Genomic DNA, 22,389 nt, shown 5'->3' with positions numbered 1-22,389 from the left:
CCGCCCCGCCGCGAGCCGGTCCGAGCCCCGATCCGCATTCCAAGCATCCCAAGACATCCGAGCATGACCGCAGAAGACCAGTCCCTTGCCAAGAGCTTCGAACCCGCCGCCATCGAGGCCAAATGGGGCCCCGAATGGGAGCGCCGCGGCATCGCCCAGCCCACTTTCGATGCGAACCGTCCCGATTTCGCCATCCAGCTGCCGCCGCCGAATGTGACCGGTACGCTGCATATGGGGCACGCGTTCAACCAGACGATCATGGACGGCCTGGCCCGCCATGCGCGCATGCGCGGTGCCAACACGCTGTGGGTGCCGGGCACCGACCACGCCGGCATCGCCACGCAGATCGTGGTGGAACGCCAGCTGGAAGCGCAAGGCGTGTCGCGCCACGACCTGGGCCGCGAGAAGTTCACCGAGAAGGTCTGGGCCTGGAAGGAAGAGTCGGGCTCCACCATCACGCGCCAGGTGCGCCGCATGGGCGCGTCGATCGACTGGACGCGCGAATACTTCACGATGTCGCCCGAGATGTCGAGCGCCGTGACCGAAGTCTTCGTGCGCCTGTATGAACAGGGCCTGATCTACCGCGGCAAGCGCCTGGTCAACTGGGACCCGGTCCTGGGCACCGCCGTGTCCGACCTGGAAGTGGACAGCGTCGAGGAAGAAGGCTCGCTCTGGCATATCCACTATCCGCTGGCCGAGCCCGACACCGTGCGCGGCCTGACCCATCTGACCGTGGCCACCACGCGCCCCGAGACGATGCTGGGCGACACCGCGGTGATGGTGCACCCCGAGGACGAGCGATACGCGCACCTGATTGGCAAGTTCGTGCACCTGCCGCTGACCGATCGCAAGATTCCGGTGATTGCCGACGAGTACGTCGACCGCGAATTCGGCACCGGCGTGGTCAAGGTGACCCCGGGCCACGACTTCAACGACTACGCCGTGGGCCAGCGCCACAACCTGCCGCAACTGTCGATCCTGACGCTGGACGCCAAGGTCGTGGCCGACGCGCCGGCCGCCTACGCCGGCATGGACCGCTTCGACGCCCGCAAGCAGATGGTGGCCGACCTTGAAGCCCAGGGCCTGCTGGGCGACGTCAAGAAGCACAAGCTGATGGTGCCGCGCAGCGAGCGCACCGGCAGCGTGATCGAACCCATGCTGACCGACCAGTGGTTCGTCGCGATGAGCAAGCCGGCCCCGGAAGGCACCTTCAACCCGGGCCGCTCGATTGCCGAGGTGGCGCTGGACGCCGTGCAGAGCGGCGAGATCAAGCTGGTGCCCGAAAACTGGATCAACACCTACAACCAGTGGCTGGCCAATATCCAGGACTGGTGTATCAGCCGCCAGCTGTGGTGGGGCCACCAGATCCCGGCGTGGTACGACGATGCCGGCAACTGCTTTGTCGCCCGCACCGAGGAAGACGCCCGCGCCAAGGCGCAGGCGGCCGGCAGCACCGGCCCGCTGCGCCGCGAGGAAGACGTGCTGGACACGTGGTTCTCGTCCGCGCTGGTGCCGTTCTCGTCGCTGGGCTGGCCGGCGGAAACGCCCGAGCTGCAGCACTTCCTGCCGTCGTCGGTGCTGGTCACCGGCTACGACATCATCTTCTTCTGGGTGGCGCGCATGGTCATGATGACCAAGCACTTCACCGGCAAGGTGCCGTTCCATACCGTGTATGTCCACGGCCTGGTGCGCGACTCCGAAGGCAAGAAGATGAGCAAGTCGGAGGGCAACACGCTGGACCCGGTGGACCTGATCGACGGTATCGAACTCGATCCGCTGCTCAAGAAGCGCACCACGGGCCTGCGCCGCCCCAAGGACGCCCCCAAGATCGAAGCCAAGACGAAGAAGGAATTCCCCGCCGGCATTCCCGCCTTCGGCGCCGATGCGCTGCGGTTCACGTTCGCGTCGCTAGCCACGCTGGGCCGGAACATCAATTTCGACACCGGCCGCTGCGAGGGCTATCGCAACTTCTGCAACAAGCTCTGGAACGCCACGCGCTTCGTGCTGATGAACACCGAGGGCCATGACTGCGGCATGGGCCCGTGCGACAAGGATTGCGGCCCGGACGGCTACCTGCATTTCTCGCAGGCCGACCGCTGGATCGTGTCGCTGCTGCAGCGCGTGGAGGCCGACGTCGAGAAGGGCTTCGACGAGTACCGCTTCGACAATATCGCCAGCGCGATCTACAAGTTCGTCTGGGACGAATACTGCGACTGGTACCTGGAACTGGCCAAGGTGCAGATCCAGACCGGCACCGAGGCACAGCAGCGCGCCACGCGCCGCACGCTGCTGCGCGTGCTGGAGACGGTACTGCGCCTGGCCCATCCGATCATTCCGTTCATCACCGAGGAACTGTGGCAGAAGGTGGCGCCGCTGGCCGGCCGCGCCAAGGGCGACGGCAGCGAGACCATCGCCACGCAGGCCTACCCGCTGCCGGCCGCGGCCAAGATCGACGAGGCCGCCGAAGCATGGGTGGCCCAGCTGAAGGCCTTGGTGGACGCCTGCCGCAACCTGCGTGGCGAGATGAACATCTCGCCGGCCCAGCGTATTCCGTTGTATGCCCATGGGGACAGTGCGTTCCTGAAGGAAGCCGCCGCGCAGGTGCAGGCGCTGGCGAAACTTTCCGAAGTGAAGGTGTTCGAAGACGAAGCGGCGCTGCAGCGCGAGGGAGCCGGCGCGCCGGTGGCCATCGTCGGCCGCAATCACCTGCTGTTGAAGATCGAGATCGACGTGGTGGCCGAGCGCGCGCGCCTGTCCAAGGAGATTGAGCGGATCGCGGGCGAGATCGGAAAGTGCCGTGGCAAACTCTCCAACGAGAGCTTTGTCGCCAAGGCCCCAGCCGCCGTTGTGGCACAGGAAACACAACGTTTGTCGGATTTCGAACAGACGCTGGCGAAGCTGCAGGATCAACTACAGCGTCTGCCGTCCTGAATGTGATGATCAGGTCCGTCCGGACTGTAAGTCGGACGAAACCTGACAGACGGCTCTCCCCTCGTACGGCACGGTATTACACCGGATTAAAAAGGAAGCTGAAATGGAAAACCGCGTCACCAAAGCAGTCTTTCCCGTTGCAGGGCTAGGCACCCGATTCCTGCCCGCCACCAAGGCGAGTCCCAAGGAAATGCTGCCGGTGGTGGACAAGCCGCTGATCCAGTACGCCGTGGAAGAGGCCATGGCCGCAGGCATCAACGAGATGATCTTCGTGACGGGCCGCTCCAAGCGGGCCATCGAGGACCATTTCGACAAGGCCTACGAACTGGAAATGGAGCTTGAAGCCAAGAACAAGCAGGCGCTGCTTGACGTCGTGCGCTCCATCAAGCCCAAGAACGTGGAATGCTTCTACGTGCGCCAGCCCGAGGCGCTGGGCCTGGGCCACGCGGTGCTGTGCGCCGCCCGCCTGGTGGGCGACGCGCCGTTTGCCGTCATGCTGGCGGATGACCTGCTGGATGGCGAGTCGAGCGATCCGGTGATGAAGCAGATGGTGGATGTCTACAACCACTACAACTGCTCGGTGCTGGGCGTGGAGGAAATCTCGCCGGAACAGAGCCGTTCCTATGGCGTGGTCGATGGCCGGGAATGGGATGAGCGCGTGATCAAGATGTCCGGCATCATCGAAAAGCCGGCGCCCGAGAATGCCCCGTCGAACCTCGGCGTGGTGGGCCGCTACATCCTGACCCCGCGCATTTTCGACCATATCCGCAATCTCAAGCCCGGTGCCGGCGGCGAGTTCCAGCTGACCGACGCCATCCAGGCAATGCTGGACCAGGAGCAGGTGCTGGCCTACCGCTACAAGGGCGTACGCTACGACTGCGGCAGCAAGCTCGGCTACCTGAAGGCCACCGTGGAATTCGCACTCAAGCACCCCGAAGTGCGCGAGGAATTCAGCGCCTACCTGGCGCAGCGCGGCTGATCGGCCACTATCGGCCACTATCGGCCATCCCGGCCAGGGCGTCCGCCCAAACAAAAACCGCCTCTCACGGAGGCGGTTTTTTTGTGCCCGTACGGGGCGGGAAGGCCAGTCTCAGCGGCGCTTCATGTAGAACACGAACACCTTGTCCACTTCGGCGTGCGACAGCAGTTCGTTGCCGGTCTGCTTGGCAAAGGCCTGGAAGTCGCGCGTGGCGCCGGGGTCGGTGGCCAGCACCTTGAGCACTTCGCCGCTGGCCATGTCTGCCAGCGCCTTCTTGGTTCGCAGGATCGGCAGCGGGCAGTTCAGGCCGCGCGCGTCCACTTCTTTCTGGAAATCCATTCCTCTCACCTTCTAATTCTGGTTGATGCCGTATTGTAGCGAAGCAGCGACCAGGCTGAAGTCGGTCGGGCGGCGCGGATCGGCGATGTCCGCGCCGGTGGCACGGTCGAAGAAGCGCACCGGCAAGCCGCGCCGCTCCAGGAAGTCGGCCACGGCAAACCCGGTGCCGGCATTCCAGATCCGCATCTTGTCCGGCGCCACCAGCTTGTATTCGACCAGTTCCTCCGACAGCCGGATCTCGCCCTCGGCACGCACGTGGTAGGCAATGATCAGCTCGTTCTTGCGCATGAAGTCGTAGACGCCGATCAGCGACGCCGACACCGCATCGAGATTGGTCTCTTCCTTCAGTTCGCGTGCCACGCCCAGTTCGGGCGTCTCGTCGCGCTCCATGAAACCGGTGACCAGCGCGAACATCTTCTCCGGCCACGCGGCATTGCGCGCCAGCAGCAGCTTGCCCTCGTACTCGACCACGGCCGCCAGCACCGGCAGCGGGTTGTCCCAGTGCACAAAACCGCAGCCGTCCTGCACGCAGGCATGGCGAAACCGGCCGGACATCGGCAGGTGTTCCAGTTCCGCGCCGCAGCGCGGGCAGAATCGATAGGGTTGCATCGTGGGGCTCCTGGGACTGTCTGGTTATCGTTGTAGCTATCGTTGAATCTTCAAAATCAGGCGCATGCGGCGCGGATATCGGCGGCAAACGCCTCGACCGTTTCGGGCTGCAAGTCCCACGCGCACATCATGCGGCAACCGCCCGCGCCGATAAACGTGTAGAACAGCCAGCCCTTGGCCCGCAGCGCCTCGATGGCCGGCAGCGGCAGCTCGGCAAACACGGCATTGGCCTGGGTCGGAAACATGATGCGCACGCCCGGGACATCGGCAATGCGCTGGGCCAGCAGCGTGGCCATCGCGTTGGCATGGCGGCCGTTCCTGAGCCATACATCGTTTTCGAGCATGCCGAGCCAGGGTGCCGAGATAAAACGCATCTTCGACGCCAGATGCCCGGCCTGCTTGACCCGGTACGCGAAATCCTCGGCCAGCCGACGGTCGAAGAACACCACGGCTTCGCCCACCGGCAGGCCGTTCTTGGTGCCGCCGAAGCAGAGCACGTCCACGCCGGCACGCCAGGTGATTTCGGACGGATGCACGCCCAGCGACGCCACCGCGTTGGCAAAGCGCGCGCCATCCATATGCACGCGCAACTGCCGGCGCTTGGCGATGGCCGCGATGGCGCGCACCTCGTCCACCGAATAGACCGTGCCCACCTCGGTGGCCTGCGTCAGCGACACCACGCGCGGCTTCGGATAGTGGATATCCGAGCGGCGCGTGACCAGCGCCTCCACGGCATCGGGCGTCAGCTTGCCGTTCTCGCCGGGGGCGGTGAGCAGCTTCGAACCGTTCGAGAAAAACTGCGGCGCGCCGCACTCGTCGGTCTCGATATGGGCCAGCTCGTGGCAGATCACCGAGTGGTACGACTGGCACAGCGACGACAGCGCCAAGGAATTGGCCGCCGTGCCATTGAACACGAAAAAGACCTCGCAATCGGTCTGGAACAGGTCGCGGATGCGATCGCATACCTTCTGCGTCCAGCTGTCGTCGCCATAGGCTTTCTCGTGGCCCGTCGCGTTGGCCTCCAGAAAATACTTCAGCGATTCCGGACAAAAGCCGGCGTAGTTGTCAGAGGCAAACTGCTGCATGGCGGAAACTGCGGAGGTCATCGGTTCAAATCCCGCCTGGCATCACTTCTTGTCCAGCCACAGCTCACCGCCCGTGGCCCAGTTCTCGCGCTTGATGTCGGTGATGATGATGTCGACGGCGCCAGCCGAACAGCCAAGCGTCTCGCACGTGACGCGCGTGATTTCCTCGACGAACTTGCGCTTCTGGTCAACGGTGCGGCCTTCGAACATCTCTACGTGAAACGTGGGCATTGCATGGCTCCTTTACGAATTTTCAGTCTTTATAGGTGGGATCGATTTTATCCAGTCTGCGCAGCAGCGCCGGCCATTCCATCACGCCCTCGACGGCGCCGTTGTCGAACAGCTGCAGCGACGTTTTGTCCGCGATGGCCGGCGGCGGCTGCACGGTGGCGCGCCCCAGTTGTGCGCCGAGCTGGATCTCGCACGCCTTGATCAGCGTGGCCATCAGCACATAGGCCTCGGCCACGGTGCGCCCGACCGTCAGCGTGCCGTGGTTGCGCAGCAGCATGGCCGGATGGCTGCCCAGCGACGCGGTCAGGCGCGCGCCTTCGGCCGGCGTGAACGCCAGGCCTTCGTAGTCGTGATAAGCCATGCGGCCGTGAAAGCGCAGGGCGTGCTGCGACAGCGGCAGCAGCCCGCCGGCCTGGGCGGACACGGCGATGCCGGCGGTGTTGTGCAGATGCATCACGCACTGTGCATCGGCGCGCGCGGCATGCACGGCCGCGTGCAGCGCGAAGCCGGTAACGTTGACCGGATGCACGGTTTCGCCCACCACTTCGCCCCGGCCATTGATCTTCACGAGATCCGAGGCGCGGATCTCGTCGAAGGCAAAGCCGAACGGATTGATCAGGAAATGGTCGGGCTCACCGGGCACGGTGGCCGAGATATGGGTGTAGATCAGGTCGTCCCAGCGTTCCAGCGCGGCCAGCCGGTAGGCGGCGGCCAGGTCCACGCGGACACGCGCTTCCTCGGGGCTGATGGGCAGGGCCGGGTCGTTGGCACGTCCGGGCTGCAAGGCAAAAGACATGGGGCTTGGCTTTCGCGCCGCCCTGCAGCGCCGGCGCGGGGGCGTCCGGGTCGAGTGGGCGGCGAAGCCGATACTGTAGCGCAGTCGCTAGCGCGGCGTGTGGCCGTCCACCGGCATCGTGCGCCACATCCACAGGAAGATCAGCGCGCCTGACAGCAGCGCCAGCGCCGCCACGCCCAGCGAGGCGCCGAAGCCGCCGGTGCGCGCCACCAGCGCGGTGGCCAACGGCGGCCCGGCGATCTGGCCGATCGCGTAGGCGGCCGTCATCAGGCCGATCAGCTTGGCCGCGCGACCGCCCCAGAGGCGCCGTGCCTCGCGCATCGCAAACGACACCAGCGCGGTGAACGGCAACCCCACCAGCAGGCTGCTCAGCGCAAACCCGGCCACGGTCGGCCACACGGCGGCCACGCCCACCCCGGCCGCCTGCAGCGTGTACAGCACCATCATCATGCGGCGGTTGTCGTGATGCATGCCGACCCGGGTGGCCAGCCACGCCCCCACCGCCACGCCGGCGCCCAGGATCGGCCAGAAAAGATCGGCCCAGACGCTGCCGGGCATGGCGTGCCGGGCGATGACCGGCAGGAACGTGGCCGTGATGATGTATCCGAAGCCCGCCAGGCCGTAGGCCAACGTCAGCGCCCAGGTTTCGACGTCCAGGCGAGGCGTCGGCGCCGGCGTGGTCGCCGCGCCTGGTGCGGCACCGAGCGCGGACGTCGGGGCGGCGGAGCCGTAGACCCGCCACACGGGCAGCAGCATCACGGCACCCAGGATCGTAAAGGTGATCCATCCCCAGTTGGCCTGCCACCCCGCGCCTACCATCGCAAAGGCGGACAGCCCGGTCACCACGATGCCGATTCCCGGTCCGCAGAACATCAGCCCGCCCAGCGTGGGATGGCCCAGTTCGGCCAGTCGCTGCATGCACCAGGCGGTGCCGTACACCATCACCAGGGCGCTGGCGATACCGGCCAGCGTGCGCCAGGCCAGCCAGGCCGGCATGCCGCCGGGCAGCGCCATCGCCAGTGTCAGGCCGACGGTCAGCGCCAGTGCGCCGCGCACCATCCATACCGGGTCCGGCCGGATAAACAGGCACAGCACGGCGCCCGCAAGGTAGCCGATGTAGTTCAGTGTCGCCAGCGCGCTGCCCTCGGCCAGCGTGACCGTGCCGTCGTGCAGCATCATCGGCAGCAGCGGCGTGAAGGCGAATCGGCCAATGCCCATGGCCAGCGCCAGCGACACCAGGCCGGCCAGCGCCACGGCCAGCGGCCCGGCAGTGGGCCGGGCCGGGGCGGTGCTGGCGGAAACATCAACGTTGGCGAGGGGCACGCGTGGCATCGAAGGGGGGCGATCGGACATCTGGAGCATTTCTGGATTGTTGACTATGCTATGCCCGAACGATCCATCACGGAAAATGAATAATTGAGATGCAAGCCATCTCGATTTGACTGGGAATTGCATATGGACCTGGCCGCACTGGAGATTTTTCGTACGGTGGTGGAAGCCGGCGGCATCACGCGGGCCGCCGAACGGCTGCATCGGGTGCAGTCGAACGTGACCACGCGCATCCGGCAACTGGAGCAATCGCTGGGGGTGGAGCTGTTTGTCCGCGATGGGCGGCGCATGGTGCTCACGCCGGCCGGCCAGACCTTGTTCGACTATGCCTGCCGCATCCTGCAGCTGTCCGAGGAAGCGAAGCATGCGGTGCAGCCCGCGCATCCGCACGGACGGCTGCGTATCGCGTCGATGGAAAGCACGGCGGCCAGCCGCCTGCCGAACATGCTGGCGGCCTATCACCAGCAATGGCCGGACGTGGAGCTGGAGCTGGTCACGCTGATCACCAGCAAGGCGCTCGACGCGGTGCGCCGCTTCGAGGTGGATTGCGCATTCGTGGCCGAACCGCTGAGCGAGCCGGATCTGGTCAGCCTGCCGGCGTTCGACGAAGAACTGGTGATCGTGTCCAGCACCAGCCATCGGCCCATTGCGTCGCCCGAAGACATCGAGCGCGCCACGCTGCTGGCATTCGAGACCGGCTGCAACTATCGCAGCCGCTTCGAGCAGTGGTTTGGCAAGTGCGGGCGGGGCATGAACCGCGTGATCCAGCTTGGCTCGTATCACGCCATCGTGACCTGCGCGGCGGCCGGCATCGGCGTGGGCGTCGTGCCGCGATCGGTGCTGGCGCTCTATCGCAACCTGCCGCAGATCGGCATCCATCCACTGGGCGACACCGGACGCGTCACCACCGTGCTGGCCTGGCATCCCTCGATGGCAGGCACCGCCTTGATGGCGCTGGCCGACATGCTGCCCGGCCGAGCCGGTACGGTCGACGATACCCGGGCGGTGGCCTGAGCAGGTGGCCTGACGGCCTGGCGCCGCGTCTTCGCGCCGCCCTGCAGGATGTGGCCGGTCGCCTACACTGAAAGTGGCGCGGCCACGGCATTCACGGCGGGCCGCGCCCCGCCATGAGACACGCATTTGCGTTGCACCGGCCACCGCCGCCTGCCAGCCGCTGGCACTGGGGACATTGGCTCGCGCTGGCCTGCCTGGGCCTCTTTTTGCTGGCCGCCTCCGGCGCGCTTGCCCAGACGGCCGCTCCCGATCGGACGATATTGGCAACGACGTCGTCCGTGGCGCCGGTCTATGTCGTCCCGGTGCAGGGCGCCATCAGCCCCGCCAGCGCCAGTTTCGCCGTGCGCAGCATCGAGCGCGCCCGCAAGCAGGGCGCCCAGCTGATCGTGCTGGAAATGGACACACCCGGGGGCCTCGACAAATCGATGCGCGACATCATCCAGACCATCCTGGCGTCGCCGGTACCGGTGGCCACCTACGTCTATCCTGGTGGCGCGCGCGCGGCCAGCGCCGGCACCTACATCCTGTACGCCAGCCATGTCGCCGCCATGGCGCCTGGCACCAACCTGGGTGCGGCCAGCCCGGTGGCCATCGGCATCGGCGGACCCAAGCCCGAGGCCGCCCCCGCCCCGGCATCGGCGCCTGCCAGCGCCCCGGCCGGCGAAGACACCATGACGCGCAAGCAGATGCACGACGCATCGGCCTATATCCGCGGGTTGGCGCAGCTGCGGCACCGCAATGCCGAATGGGGGGAACGGGCAGTCCGCGAAGCCGTGAGCCTGTCCGCTGACGAAGCGGTCGCGCAGAAGGTGGCCGACCTGGTGGCGCCCGACCTGCCCGCCCTGCTCCGGCAACTGGACGGCAAGCAGATCGAGGCCGCAGGCGCCACGCGCACGCTGCACACGGCCGGCGCGCCCATCGTCACGCTGGAACCCGACTGGCGCAGCCGGCTGCTGGCGGTCATCACGGACCCGAGCGTGGCGCTGATCCTGATGATGATCGGCATCTACGGGCTGATCTTCGAGTTTTCCACGCCCGGCATGGTGATCCCGGGCATCGCCGGGGCCATCTGCCTGTTGCTGGGCCTGTTCGCGCTGCAGATGCTGCCCATCAACTACGCCGGGCTGGCGCTGATCGCATTCGGCGTGGGGTGCATGGTGGCCGAGGTGTTCCTGCCGACGTTCGGCGCTGTCGGCGTGGGCGGCATCATTGCGTTCGCGTTCGGGGCGGTGATGCTGATCGATACCGACGTGCCGGGCTTCGGCGTGCCGCTTTCGCTGATTGCCGCGCTGTCCGGCATTTCGGCGCTGTTCCTGTTCGGCATGTCCGCGCTGCTGCTGCGCGCGCGGCGGCGGCCCGTGGTCAGCGGGGCCGACACGCTGGTGGGCAGCGTCGGCGTGGTGGTGACGGACACGGCCGGCCCGACCGGGCAGACCGATCCGACCGACGGCTGGGCGATGGTCCGCGGCGAACAATGGCGCATCCGCAGCAACCGTCCGCTGGCACGCGGCGATTCCGTGCGCGTGACCGCCCGGCACGGCCTCGTGCTGGATGTCACTTCGATTCACGATGCCTGACACAACAAGGAGCCCGACATGGCATTCGGATTCAGCTTCGGTGGCCTGGTCTTCCTGCTCGTCCTGCTGGTGGTGTCCGCCTTCCGCGTGCTGCGCGAGTATGAACGGGGGGTGGTGTTCATGCTGGGCCGCTTCTGGCGCGTCAAGGGCCCTGGCCTGGTGCTGGTCATCCCGGCCGTGCAGCAGATGGTACGCGTGGACCTGCGCACTGTCGTCCTGGACGTGCCGCCACAGGACGTGATCTCGCACGACAACGTGTCGGTCAAGGTCAACGCGGTGGTGTATTTCCGCGTGGTGGACCCCGAGCGCGCCATCATCCAGGTGGCCAACTTCCTGGAAGCCACCAGCCAGCTGGCGCAGACCACGCTGCGCTCGGTGCTGGGCAAGCACGAACTCGACGAAATGCTGGCCGAGCGCGAGAAGCTCAACCTCGATATCCAGAAGGTGCTCGATGCCCAGACCGATGCCTGGGGCATCAAGGTATCGACCGTCGAGATCAAGCACGTCGACCTGAACGAGTCGATGGTGCGCGCCATCGCCCGCCAGGCCGAAGCCGAGCGCGAGCGGCGCGCCAAGATCATTCATGCCGAAGGCGAGCTCCAGGCATCGGAAAAGCTGCTCGAAGCGGCCCAGATGCTGGCGCGCCAGCCCCAGGCTATGCAGCTGCGCTACCTGCAGACGCTGACACAGATCGCGGGCGACAAGAGTTCGACAATCGTGTTTCCGTTACCGATCGACATCGTGTCGACGCTGACGGGGGGTGGGGGGAAGTAGGCGCGGACACGTGTTCGGCAGGATTGATGGCGGACAAGCAAGCTGACTACGAGCCCTCAAGTTCAGATCTGTCTCATTTGCACAGGCGCTTGCGACGCCTACGATTGGCTTCGTTCCATTCCATCGAGGCCAATCCATGAGGGACTTCGCACTGTTCGGCTGGTTCGTATTCAACATTGCCATTCCGTTGCTGGCGCCGCTGGCGCTCCTGCCGCTCGTCAAGATTCCAAGGGCCTTGCGCCAGCGCAGCCGTGGCGTCGTCATGCGCACCCTCCAGAACGGGCAGTTGCTCTGGGCCGCGATCCCGATGAGCGCGAGCGCCTGCTACCTTCTCGCCCAGCACCTGGGCATCGATGACATCCGCAGCCAATGGATGTGGACCGCCCTGACCGCCCATGTGGCGCTCATCGTGTTCGCCGCAGTGCTGGTGCTCCTCGGCGCCGTCGAGGCAAGCCTTGCCTCCCCGGGCGCTGCGGCGCCGAAATGGCCGCTCGCCCTGTCCCTGATTGTCACGGCCGCGAGCGCAGCGGCCCACTACTTCGGTTACACGATGCTGATCCTGCCCACCCTCGCGCAGGCCGCTCCACTTCAGACTTCACTCGCTCACCTGTAAGGAGATCACCATGGAACGCTTCCTGACCAGATTCTTCACCGACCGCGAATTCCAGGCCAAGATCATGATTCCAGTGTCCATCGTCTTCCTGACCCTCGGCATCGCGCCCTTCATCCTGATCGCCCTGTTCGCGGACCTGTGACGCAAAAAAACGCCTGCTTTCGCAGGCGTTTTCTTCACGGCAGCTTCAGTGAGTCGGGCATCAGACCTTGGCGGACACCCATTCCGTCACGCCGGCCAGGGCCTTCGGCAGACCCGACGGGTCGGTGCCGCCGGCCTGGGCCATGTCGGGGCGGCCGCCGCCCTTGCCGCCCACCTGCTGGGCGACGAAGTTGACCAGTTCGCCGGCCTTGACCTTCGACGTGGCGTCGGCAGTCACGCCCGCGATCAGGCTGACCTTGCCGTCGGCGACGGCGGCCAGCACGATGGCGGCGCTCTGGAGCTTGTCCTTGAGCTTGTCCATCGTTTCGCGCAGCGTCTTCACGTCGGCGCCTTCGAGCTGGGCAGCCAGCACCTTGAGGCCCTTGACGTCCACGGCCTGCGATGCGAGCTCGTCGCCCTGCGACGAAGCCAGCTTGCTCTTGAGCTTTTCCAGTTCCTTTTCCAGCGCGCGGACCTGGTCCTGCACCTGGGCGATACGCGGCACCAGTTCCGACGGCTGGGCGCGCAGCGCGGCAGCCGCCTCGTTCAGGCGGGCGTCGAGCGATTGCAGGTAGTGCAGCGCATTGTCGCCGGTGATGGCTTCCACGCGGCGGATACCTGCGGCCACGCCGGCTTCCACGACGATCTTGAACAGGCCGATATCGCCGGTGCGCGTCACGTGGGTGCCGCCGCACAGTTCCTTCGACGTGCCGATCGACAGCACGCGCACATCGTCGGCGTACTTCTCGCCAAACAGTGCCATGGCTCCGCTCTTCACGGCGTCGTCGAACGGCATGACGGCGGCCACGGTCGGCGCGTTGGCCAGGATCTCGGCGTTGACGATTTCCTCGATCTGGCGGATCTGGTCGTCGGTCACCGGGGCGTTGTGCGAGAAGTCGAAACGCGTCTTGTCGGGATCGACCAGCGAGCCCTTCTGCTGCACGTGGGTACCCAGCACTTCGCGCAGGGCCTTGTGCATCAGGTGGGTGGCCGAGTGGTTGCGCACGGTGCGCGCACGGCGCACGGCGTCCACCTGTGCCGCGACCTTGTCGCCCACCTTCAGCACGCCGTTGGCCAGCGTGCCCTGGTGGCCGAACACGTCGGCCTGGATCTTGGTGGTATCGGCCACGGTGAACACGGCCGGGCCCGCCACCAGCGTGCCCTGGTCGCCGACCTGGCCGCCGGATTCGGCGTAGAACGGCGTGTTGTTCAGCACCACCACGCCAGTCTGGCCCGGCTGCATCGTATCGACGGCGGCGCCATCGACATACAGCGCGGTCACGCTGACGCCTTCCATGCTCAGGGCGTCGTAGCCGTGGAACACGGTCTTGTCGCCCGTGTACTCCAGGCCGGCAGCCATCTTGAACTTGCCGGCGGCACGAGCCTGCTCGCGCTGGCGCGTCATCGCGGCGTCGAAGGCCGCCTCGTCAACGGTGATTTCCTGCTCGCGCGCCACGTCCTGCGTCAGGTCGAGCGGGAAGCCGAACGTATCGTGCAGCTTGAACGCCAGTTCGCCGTCCAGCACCTTGCCGCCCTTGGCCTTGAGATCGGCCACGGCGCCGTCCAGGATCGACATGCCGTTCTCGATCGTCTCGAAGAAACGCTCTTCCTCGGCCTTGAGCACTTCCACCACGCGGTTCTGGGCTTCGGCCAGTTCCGGATAGGCTTCGCCCATCTGCGCCACCAGGTCCGGTACCAGCTTGTGGAAGAACGGCGTCTTCTGGCCGAGCTTGTAGCCGTGACGGATCGCGCGGCGCACGATGCGGCGCAGCACATAGCCGCGGCCTTCGTTGCCCGGGATCACGCCATCCACGATCAGGAACGAGCACGCGCGGATATGGTCGGCAATGACCTTCAGCGAATTCTGGTTCAGGTCGGCGGTATGCGTTTCACGGCCGGCGGCCTGGATCAGCGCCTGGAACAGGTCGATCTCGTAGTTGCTGTGCACGTGCTGCAGCACCGCGGCAATCCGCTCCAGGCCCATGCCGGTGTCCACGCACGGCTTGGGCAGGCGCGTCATGTTGCCCTGCTCGTCGCGGTTGAACTGCATGAACACCAGGTTCCAGATCTCGATGTAGCGGTCGCCGTCTTCCTCGGGCGATCCCGGCGGGCCGCCCCACACCTCGGGGCCGTGGTCATAGAAGATTTCCGAACACGGGCCGCACGGGCCGGTGTCGGCCATCTGCCAGAAGTTGTCCGACGCGTAGCGCGCGCCCTTGTTGTCCCCGATGCGCACGATGCGGTCGGTCGGCACGCCCACTTCCTTGGCCCAGATGTCGTAGGCCTCGTCGTCCTCGGCGTACACGGTCACCCACAGCTTGTCCGCCGGCAGCTGGTAGACCTTGGTCAGCAGTTCCCAGGCGTACTGGATGGCATCGCGCTTGAAGTAGTCGCCGAACGAGAAATTGCCCAGCATTTCGAAGAACGTGTGGTGACGTGCGGTGTAACCCACATTTTCGAGGTCGTTGTGCTTGCCGCCGGCGCGGACCGAGCGTTGCGACGACGTGGCGCGCGAGTACGGACGCTTGTCGGTGCCCAGGAACACGTCCTTGAACTGCACCATGCCCGAATTGGTGAACAGCAGGGTCGGGTCGTTCGCCGGCACCAGGCTGGACGAGCGGACCACGGTATGGTCCTTCGACGCGTAGAACTGCAGGAACTTGCTGCGAATGTCGGAGACTTTCATGTTGTATCGGGCGCCTCGGCGCGTCGTGGCAGCACGCAGGCAGTCAGGTTGGATTTGCAAACCGTTGATTATACGGGGAAGCCCCGTCCCGGGGCACTGGCGCGCCGTGCCCATGTCGGGCCCAGGCACGGCGCGGCGCCGCCTGTCCGGTTATCGCCCACGGAACACGGGCCGGCGCCCCGCCCCGGGGCATCGTGCCGGTTGGCCGGTGATAGAGTGCTGGCTCCTCAGAACTGCCAGCCGTCACCGCCATGGGAGCCTTAAGCCATCTCCGCGTCCTCGACCTGACCCGCGTGCTCGCCGGGCCCTGGTGCGCCCAGAATCTTGCCGATTTCGGCGCCGACGTGATCAAGATCGAGCGCCCCGGCGCAGGCGACGACACCCGCATCTGGGGCCCGCCCTGGCTCAAGACGCCCGATGGGCGCGACACGGCGGAGGCCGCCTACTACCTGGCCGCCAACCGCAACAAGCGGTCGGTGACCTGTGACATCAGCACGCCCGAAGGCCAGCAGCTGGTGCGCGACCTGGCCGCCCAGAGCGACGTGGTGCTGGAAAACTACAAGGTTGGCCAGCTGAAGAAGTATGGCCTCGATTACGAATCGCTCAAGGCTGTCAAGCCGGACATCATCTACTGCTCGGTCACCGGCTTCGGCCAGACCGGCCCGTACGCCCAGCGCCCCGGCTACGACTTCATCATTCAGGGCATGGGCGGCTTCATGAGCCTGACCGGCGAGCGCGACGACCTGCCCGGCGGCGGCCCGCAAAAGGCCGGCGTGGCGATTTCGGACCTGATGACCGGCCAGTACGCCACCATCGCCGTGCTGGCCGCGCTGTCCCACCGCGACCGCACGGGCGAAGGCCAGTACATCGACATGGCCCTGCTGGACGTGCAGGTGTCGATGCTGGCCAACATGAATACCAACTACCTGGCCAGCGGCGTGGCCCCCAAGCGGTGGGGCAACGCGCACCCGAACATCGTCCCCTACCAGACCTTCCACGCCGCCGATGGCTGGATCATCGTCGCGGTGGGCAACGACGGCCAGTTCCGCAAGTTCGTGACCGCCGGCGGCCGCCCAGAGCTGGCCGACGACCCGCGCTTTGCCACCAACCCGCAGCGCGTGGCGCACCGCGACGCGCTGGTGCCGATCCTGGCCGAGATGGTGCTGCCGCGTACCCGCGAGCAGTGGATTCTGGACCTGGAGCGCGCCGGCGTGCCGTGCGGCCCGATCAACACGCTCGACGAGGTCTTCGAAAACGAGCAGGTGGTGGCGCGCGGCCTGCGCGTGGACCTGCCCCACCCCACGGGCGGCACGGTCAGGCTGGTGGGCAGCCCGATGAAGATGAGCGCCACGCCGCCCGAAGCGCTGCGCCATCCGCCGTTGCTCGGGGAGCACACCGATGTGGTGCTGGACGAGACACTCGGCTACAGTGCCGAACACATCGCCGCCCTGCGTGCCAAGGGTGTGGTCTGACGCGAAGCAGATCCGTCGGAAACTGACCAGACCTTGACCGCGCCTGCCTCCGGCGGGCGCACGGGCCGGTGATCATGACGTTTTTCCATCCTTAGGAGAATGCATGCTGACCGATGCCCTGCTCGCGTTCCTGCACTTCACGGCCATCTTCGTGCTGATTACGCTGATGGCCGCCGAAGCCGTGGTCCTGCGTCCGGACATGACACCGGCCGCCGTCCGCCGCCTGTCGATCTACGATTTCGTCTATTTCCTGTCGGCCATGGCAACGCTGGCCACCGGCCTGCTGCGCCTGTTCCATGGCGCCAAGGGCGTGGATTTCTATATCCATAACCCGTGGTTCCACGCCAAGATGACCGTGTTCGTGGTCATCGCGCTGTGCTCGTTGCCGCCAACCTTCGCCTTTGCCAGGTGGCGCAAGCAGGCAAAACATCTGCCAGACTTCGTACCGACGCCGTCGGAGATCAAGAAGGCCCGCCGCTGGGTGATGATCGAGGCGCATCTGGTGATCCTGCTGCCGCTGTGCGCGGTAATGATGGCGCGAGGCATCGGCATCCGCTAAGCGGCACGACCCACACCGCCGGCGCGCAACGTACGCGGCGGCCCACAGATTCCCATCCTTTCCACGTTTGACATGCTGAAGACCCTGCTCACGGCCGCGCTGGCCGTCACCACGGCGCTGGCCGCCCCGGCCCACGCCGCCCCGGCCAACTGGCCGACCAAGCCAATCCGCTTCGTGGTGCCCTACCCGGCCGGCGGTCCGCTGGACACCGTGGCACGCGCCATCGGCGAGAAGCTGCGCGACAGCCTGGGCCAGCCCGTGGTTGTGGAAAACAAACCCGGCGCCGGCGGCAATCTGGGGGCCGACTACGTGGCCAAGCAGCCGGCCGACGGCTACACGATCGTGATGGGCGCCGTGGCCACGCACGCCATCAACCCCACGCTGTTCGCGAAGATGCCGTACGACCCGGTCAAGGATTTTGCCCCGGTCACGCTGGTGGCCGACGTGCCGAACGTGCTGGTGATGCACCCGGGCAAGGCCGCCGAACTGCATATCAACACCGTGCGCGACCTGGTGGAATACGCGCGCAAGCACCCGGGCAAGCTCGACTACGCGTCGGGCGGCAATGGCAGCGCCGGCCACCTGTCGGGTGAGCTGTTCAAGAGCATGGCGCACGTCAGCATGGTCCACATTCCGTACAACGGGGCATCGCCCGCGCAGTTGTCGGTGCTGTCGGGCCAGACCGACCTGATCTTCGACAACCTCGCATCGGCATCGGCCAACATCAAGGCCGGCAAGCTCAAGGCCTTTGCCGTGACCACGGCCAGCCGCGCCGCGTCGTTCCCCGAGCTGCCGACCATTGCCGAAGCCGGCAAGGGGCTGGGCCTGGAAGGCTTCGACATCTCCACGTGGTTTGGCGTCCTGGCGCCGGCGGGCACCCCGCGCGATATCGTGGACCGCCTCAATCACGACATCGTCGCCATCCTGAAGACCGACGACATGAAGGCGCGCCTGGCCCGCATCGGTGCCCAGCCGGCGCCCACCACGCCCGAGCAGTTCGGCGCGCTGATCCAGCGTGAACTGAAGAAGTACGGCCAGGTGGTCAAGGTTTCCGGCGCGAAGGTCGACTGAGCGATCCGCGCGCCTTGTCGCGCATGCGCCAGAGGCGGTCCTTGCCGTCCCTGGCGTCTTCTGCCGCATTGCGCGGCAGCAGCAACCCTACCTGTGTGATGCGCGGCCCCTCCATACGGGTCACGGTCAGCCGCAAACCGGCGATCTCCACCGCATCGCCCTCCACCGGCGGCGACGGAAACACCGCCAGCATGCCTTCCTCCAGCGTCTGATCCTGTTGGGCCGCCTGCAGCGGCCGCGTGGCGTAGAGTGCCGCCACGTCCGCCAGACGCGCCTGGCCGTCCAGCAGGAAGTCATGCGCCACCTGATCCCACGACGGCGGCGTGGCCGGCTTCAGGAACAGGCGCGACAGGCGCGGCATGGCCGGGCCAGGCGCCAGGATCGACACGATATCGCCCGCGCGCAGCACCACCTGGTCCAGCGGCACCAGCGCGCCTTCGCGGGCCACCGTCATCAGCCGGCTGCGCGACGGCAGTTCGATCTGGTCCGCGCGCAGGTCTTCCATCGACGAATTGGGCGCCACCACGAACTGCATGATTTCCATGCCCGGCGCGCGCACGCCGCGCAGGCGCTCGCGCGACAGCGGCTCGTCATAGGCCGGCCGCAGCACACGCGCCAGCCGCGCCGCCAGCGCCACCGTCGTGCCCTGGCACAGCAGGCTGGCCAGCACCACGGCAAACGCCACCCGGAACAGCAGCCCGGCATCCTCCATGCCCTGCAGCAGCGGGAACAGCGACAGCACGATCGGCACGGCGCCACGCAGGCCGATCCAGGCCAGGAAGCCCTTTTCGCGCGGGCTGAACCGGAACGGCAGCAGCGAGACAAAGACCGCCACGGGCCGCGCCACGCACATCAGGAAGGCAGCCACTGCCAGGGCCGGCACGGCGATATCCCAGATCCGGTGCGGCGTCACCAGCAGCCCCAGCAGCAGGAACATGGCCGATTGCGCCAGCCAGGCCATGCCGTCCATGGCACGCAGGACGTCCTCGCTGACGGCGCGGTCGCGGTTGCCGACCATCATCCCGACCAGATAGACGGCCAGAAAGCCGCTGCCGCCGAATGACTGGACGATGGCCCAGATCATGCAGCCGCCCGAGCAGATCAGGATGGCCTGCAATCCCTCGGCCACATTGACGCGCTCCATGACATTGGCCATGCAATAGCCCAGCCCGCCGCCGAGCAGGCCCCCCACCCCGAACTGCACCAGCAGCCGCAGGCCCAGCGCGCCGGGCGACAGGCCCTGCGGCGCGGTGATCCATTCGATCAGGGTCAGGGTCAGGAAGATGGCCATCGGGTCGTTGATGCCCGATTCGATCTCCAGCACGCTGGCCACGCGGTCCTTGAGCCGGATGCCGCTGCTGTTGAGCAGCGAGAACACCGCGGCCGCGTCGGTGGACCCGACGATGGCGCCCAGCAGCAGCCCGAGCTTCCAGTCGATCCCCAGCATCCATGTTGCAAACAATCCAACCAGCACGGCGGTCAGGAGCACGCCCACGGTGGCCAGCGACAGCGACGGCTTCAGCGCCACGCGGAACGTGGCAAAGCGCGTGCGCAGCCCGCCGTCCAGCAGGATCACGGCCAGCGCGATATTGCCGACCAGGAAGCTGAGCCAGGTATTGGAAAACCGGATGCCGCCCGGGCCGTCCACCCCGGCGGCCATGCCCACACCCAGGAACACCAGCAGGAACGGCACCCCGAAACGCGCCGAGAACACCCCGAGCAGGATGCCCAGCGTCATCACCAGGGCGCCGATCAGGATGGCATGGTCGATGGCTTCCAAGCGGGCCTCCTGTCGTCGTTATTTTTGGGGGATGTCAGGCCATGCGAGAGCTTTCACTCCAGCTTTCGATCATAGGTCGCCGCGCCCCGCCGGTCTGTCCGTTTCCGTCCGGCGCGGCACCACCCGCCTGCGCCCTCCATCGGCATATTCCCTGCACTTTTCCTTGCGTCGTCAACGACTTACCGAACGCTTTCAGACGTCTGCGTAGGGACATACCCTGAGGTTGCCACTTTATGCAGACATATGAAAGGTAGCTGAAAGGATGCGCTTTTACCTTCCACCCTGCCGCGATCGGGGTAGCCCTCGTCGCGACGATTTCAAGCAGTCAAAGCTGTGTCATATCGAGGAGAATCATTTTGCGCATACGTAGCCAAAAGGACTTTGCCTCCGGCCTGATGTTCATCCTGGTCGGATTGGGCTTTTCCTTCGTCGCCCGTGGCTATTCCATGGGAACAGCCGCCAAGATGGGACCGGGATACTTCCCGTTCTGGCTCGGCATCGTGCTCGCCCTGCTGGGCGCGCTGGTACTGTGGGGCTCGCTGTCTTCCAGGATGGAAGAAGATCAACTGGCGCGCTGGGACCTGAAGATCCTGCTGTGGATCCTGGGCTCGGTGGTGCTGTTCGGCCTGCTGCTCAAGCCGCTGGGCATGGTGCTGTCCGTGGTGGTACTGGTGCTGGTCTCCTCGATGGCCAGTCATGAATTCAGCTGGAAGGGTGCTGTCCTCAACGCGATCGTGCTGGTGCTGATCAGCATGGGCGCGTTCGTGTACGGCATCAACCTGCAGATGCCGGTGTGGCCGGCTTTCCTGGCAAGCTAAGGAGCCCGCCCTCATGGAACTGTTAGCCAACCTCGGACTGGGCTTTTCGACCGCCCTGTCCTTCCAGAACATCGCCTACGCGTTCCTGGGCTGTGTGCTCGGGACGCTGATCGGCGTGCTGCCGGGCCTGGGCCCGCTGGCCACCATCGCGATGCTGCTGCCCGTGACCTACACGCTGCCCCCGGTGGCCGCGCTGATCATGCTGGCCGGTATCTACTACGGTGCCCAGTACGGCGGCTCGACCACCGCCATCCTGGTGAACCTGCCCGGTGAATCGTCGTCGGTGGTGACCACCATCGATGGCTACCAGATGGCACGGCGCGGCCGCGCCGGCGTGGCGCTGGCCACAGCCGGTATCGGTTCGTTCTTCGCCGGCTGCGTGGCCACGCTGATCCTGGCCGCTTTCGCGGCGCCGCTGTCGGAACTGGCGTTCAAGTTCGGCCCCGCCGAGTACTTCTCGCTGATGGTGCTGGGCCTGATCGGTGCCGTGGTGCTGGCGTCGGGCTCGCTGGTCAAGGCGATTTCGATGATCGTGCTGGGTCTGCTGCTGGGCCTGGTCGGGACCGACGTGAACTCGGGCGCGGCGCGCTTCTCGTTCGACGTGCCCGAGCTGACCGACGGCCTGAACTTCGTGTCGGTGGCCATGGGTGTGTTCGGCTTCGCGGAAATCATCGCGAACCTGGAACAGAAGGAAGCCCGCGAGACCTTCACCGATCACGTGACCAACCTGTTCCCGACCAAGGAAGACTTCAAGCGCATGATCCCTGCCGTGCTGCGTGGCACGGCCCTGGGTTCGGCGCTGGGTATCCTGCCGGGCGGCGGTGCGGCACTGGCTTCGTTTGCGGCCTACTCGCTGGAAAAGAAGACCTCGAAGTACGCCCACGAGTTTGGCAAGGGCGCCATCGAAGGCGTGGCAGGTCCGGAATCGGCCAACAACGCCGCGGCACAGACGTCGTTCATCCCGCTGCTGACGCTGGGTATCCCGCCGAACGCCGTGATGGCGCTGATGGTGGGTGCGATGACGATCCACAACATCCAGCCGGGCCCGCAGGTCATGACCAGCAACCCGGCGCTGTTCTGGGGCCTGATCGCGTCGATGTGGCTGGGCAACCTGATCCTGATCGTCCTGAACCTGCCGATGATCGGTATCTGGGTGAAGCTGCTGAAGGTGCCGTACCGTTACCTGTACCCGGCCATCCTGACGTTCTGCTGCATCGGCGTGTACTCGGTCCAGAACACCACGTTCGACGTGTTCCAGACCGCGGCCTTCGGTATCATCGGCTACCTGTTCATCAAGCTGCGCTGCGAACCGGCACCGCTGCTGCTGGGCTTCGTGCTGGGACCGATGATGGAAGAGAACTTCCGCCGCTCGCTGCTGCTGTCGCGTGGTGACTTCAGCGTGTTCGTGACGCGTCCGCTGTCGCTGGGCCTGCTGATCGCCGCGGCGGTCCTGGTGGCGATCGTGGCCATGCCGTCGATCAAGGCGAAGCGCGAAGAAGCGTTCCAGGAAGAGTAAGGACGTTTCCCCCGCTGCATGAAACAAGGGCGCCCGTGTGGCGCCCTTTGTCTTTGGACGGGTCGTTCT

The 22,389-nt window shown here is 66.2% G+C and carries 20 protein-coding genes; 12 read left to right on the top strand and 8 right to left on the bottom strand.

The features are described 5' to 3' along the window. Window positions 1-63: 63 nt before the first annotated feature. On the top strand, window positions 64-2,931 hold the full coding sequence (locus AC24R4_RS21250; RefSeq protein ID WP_400391086.1) for a valine--tRNA ligase: 2,868 nt from the start codon (window positions 64-66) through the stop codon (window positions 2,929-2,931). 103 nt (window positions 2,932-3,034) lie between these two features. Continuing rightward, the gene (galU, locus tag AC24R4_RS21245; RefSeq protein WP_400391083.1) at window positions 3,035-3,910 is read left to right on the top strand and encodes a UTP--glucose-1-phosphate uridylyltransferase GalU; all 876 of its coding nucleotides are present in this window, start codon (window positions 3,035-3,037) and stop codon (window positions 3,908-3,910) included. Window positions 3,911-4,021: 111 nt separating this feature from the next. Here the strand turns inward: galU and AC24R4_RS21240 are convergent, their stop codons facing one another. The 6 genes from AC24R4_RS21240 to AC24R4_RS21215 form a co-directional block, all read right to left on the bottom strand. Continuing rightward, window positions 4,022-4,249 (bottom strand): sulfurtransferase TusA family protein, encoded by a 228-nt coding sequence (locus AC24R4_RS21240; RefSeq protein ID WP_008645216.1) that lies wholly within the window; start codon window positions 4,247-4,249, stop codon window positions 4,022-4,024. Between the two features lie 12 nt (window positions 4,250-4,261). Then, a complete protein-coding gene (locus AC24R4_RS21235; protein ID WP_400391080.1) occupies window positions 4,262-4,858 on the bottom strand; it encodes an NUDIX domain-containing protein in 597 nt (198 codons plus the stop codon). 56 nt (window positions 4,859-4,914) lie between these two features. Continuing rightward, entirely contained in the window at window positions 4,915-5,943 is a 1,029-nt protein-coding gene (locus tag AC24R4_RS21230; protein ID WP_092594408.1) for a threonine aldolase family protein, read from the bottom strand. A 42-nt stretch (window positions 5,944-5,985) separates the two neighbouring features. Next, a complete protein-coding gene (locus AC24R4_RS21225; RefSeq protein ID WP_400391077.1) occupies window positions 5,986-6,174 on the bottom strand; it encodes a 4-oxalocrotonate tautomerase in 189 nt (62 codons plus the stop codon). A 22-nt stretch (window positions 6,175-6,196) separates the two neighbouring features. After that, window positions 6,197-6,970: a class II aldolase/adducin family protein gene (locus AC24R4_RS21220; RefSeq protein WP_400391074.1), complete on the bottom strand. Its 774-nt coding sequence runs from the start codon at window positions 6,968-6,970 to the stop codon at window positions 6,197-6,199. An 87-nt stretch (window positions 6,971-7,057) separates the two neighbouring features. After that, window positions 7,058-8,323 carry a YbfB/YjiJ family MFS transporter gene (locus AC24R4_RS21215; protein ID WP_487523572.1) on the bottom strand — a complete coding sequence of 422 codons (1,266 nt, stop codon included), beginning with the start codon at window positions 8,321-8,323 and terminating at the stop codon, window positions 7,058-7,060. Between the two features lie 102 nt (window positions 8,324-8,425). Here AC24R4_RS21215 and AC24R4_RS21210 point away from each other — a divergent pair, with 102 nt between their 5' ends. From AC24R4_RS21210 to AC24R4_RS21190, 5 genes are all read left to right on the top strand, one after another. Next, a complete protein-coding gene (locus AC24R4_RS21210) occupies window positions 8,426-9,313 on the top strand; it encodes a LysR family transcriptional regulator (RefSeq protein WP_400391069.1) in 888 nt (295 codons plus the stop codon). A gap of 113 nt (window positions 9,314-9,426) precedes the next feature. After that, window positions 9,427-10,890: an NfeD family protein gene (locus AC24R4_RS21205; protein WP_400391066.1), complete on the top strand. Its 1,464-nt coding sequence runs from the start codon at window positions 9,427-9,429 to the stop codon at window positions 10,888-10,890. An 18-nt stretch (window positions 10,891-10,908) separates the two neighbouring features. Then, complete coding sequence (locus tag AC24R4_RS21200) at window positions 10,909-11,664, top strand: slipin family protein (protein WP_400391063.1); 756 nt, start codon at window positions 10,909-10,911, stop codon at window positions 11,662-11,664. 136 nt (window positions 11,665-11,800) lie between these two features. After that, complete coding sequence (locus AC24R4_RS21195) at window positions 11,801-12,277, top strand: hypothetical protein (RefSeq protein ID WP_487523571.1); 477 nt, start codon at window positions 11,801-11,803, stop codon at window positions 12,275-12,277. Between the two features lie 10 nt (window positions 12,278-12,287). Further along, entirely contained in the window at window positions 12,288-12,419 is a 132-nt protein-coding gene (locus AC24R4_RS21190; RefSeq protein WP_283780990.1) for a hypothetical protein, read from the top strand. 60 nt (window positions 12,420-12,479) lie between these two features. Here the strand turns inward: AC24R4_RS21190 and alaS are convergent, their stop codons facing one another. Further along, complete coding sequence (alaS, locus tag AC24R4_RS21185) at window positions 12,480-15,104, bottom strand: alanine--tRNA ligase (protein WP_400392385.1); 2,625 nt, start codon at window positions 15,102-15,104, stop codon at window positions 12,480-12,482. Between the two features lie 251 nt (window positions 15,105-15,355). Between alaS and AC24R4_RS21180 the strand changes: the two genes are divergently transcribed. The 3 genes from AC24R4_RS21180 to AC24R4_RS21170 all read left to right on the top strand — a co-directional run bounded on the left by AC24R4_RS21180 (window position 15,356) and on the right by AC24R4_RS21170 (window position 18,206). Then, window positions 15,356-16,576, top strand: a complete 1,221-nt coding sequence (locus tag AC24R4_RS21180; protein WP_400392383.1) for a CaiB/BaiF CoA transferase family protein — start codon at window positions 15,356-15,358, stop codon at window positions 16,574-16,576. A gap of 103 nt (window positions 16,577-16,679) precedes the next feature. Beyond that, complete coding sequence (locus AC24R4_RS21175; protein WP_153945565.1) at window positions 16,680-17,135, top strand: DUF2214 family protein; 456 nt, start codon at window positions 16,680-16,682, stop codon at window positions 17,133-17,135. Window positions 17,136-17,207: 72 nt separating this feature from the next. Continuing rightward, a complete protein-coding gene (locus tag AC24R4_RS21170; RefSeq protein WP_400392379.1) occupies window positions 17,208-18,206 on the top strand; it encodes a tripartite tricarboxylate transporter substrate binding protein in 999 nt (332 codons plus the stop codon). Here AC24R4_RS21170 and AC24R4_RS21165 read toward each other — a convergent pair. Then, window positions 18,178-19,986: a potassium/proton antiporter gene (locus AC24R4_RS21165; protein WP_400392377.1), complete on the bottom strand. Its 1,809-nt coding sequence runs from the start codon at window positions 19,984-19,986 to the stop codon at window positions 18,178-18,180. The genes AC24R4_RS21170 and AC24R4_RS21165 overlap by 29 nt on opposite strands. A gap of 356 nt (window positions 19,987-20,342) precedes the next feature. Between AC24R4_RS21165 and AC24R4_RS21160 the strand changes: the two genes are divergently transcribed. Together AC24R4_RS21160 and AC24R4_RS21155 are read left to right on the top strand one after the other, a co-directional pair. After that, complete coding sequence (locus AC24R4_RS21160) at window positions 20,343-20,804, top strand: tripartite tricarboxylate transporter TctB family protein (protein WP_153945568.1); 462 nt, start codon at window positions 20,343-20,345, stop codon at window positions 20,802-20,804. Window positions 20,805-20,817: 13 nt separating this feature from the next. Then, entirely contained in the window at window positions 20,818-22,320 is a 1,503-nt protein-coding gene (locus AC24R4_RS21155; RefSeq protein WP_153945569.1) for a tripartite tricarboxylate transporter permease, read from the top strand. Window positions 22,321-22,389: the final 69 nt, after the last annotated feature.

Source organism: Cupriavidus sp. CER-90 (assembly GCF_057652055.1).
Note: the sequence above shows the minus strand (reverse complement) of the source record. Positions and strands in the feature narration are given on the sequence as shown.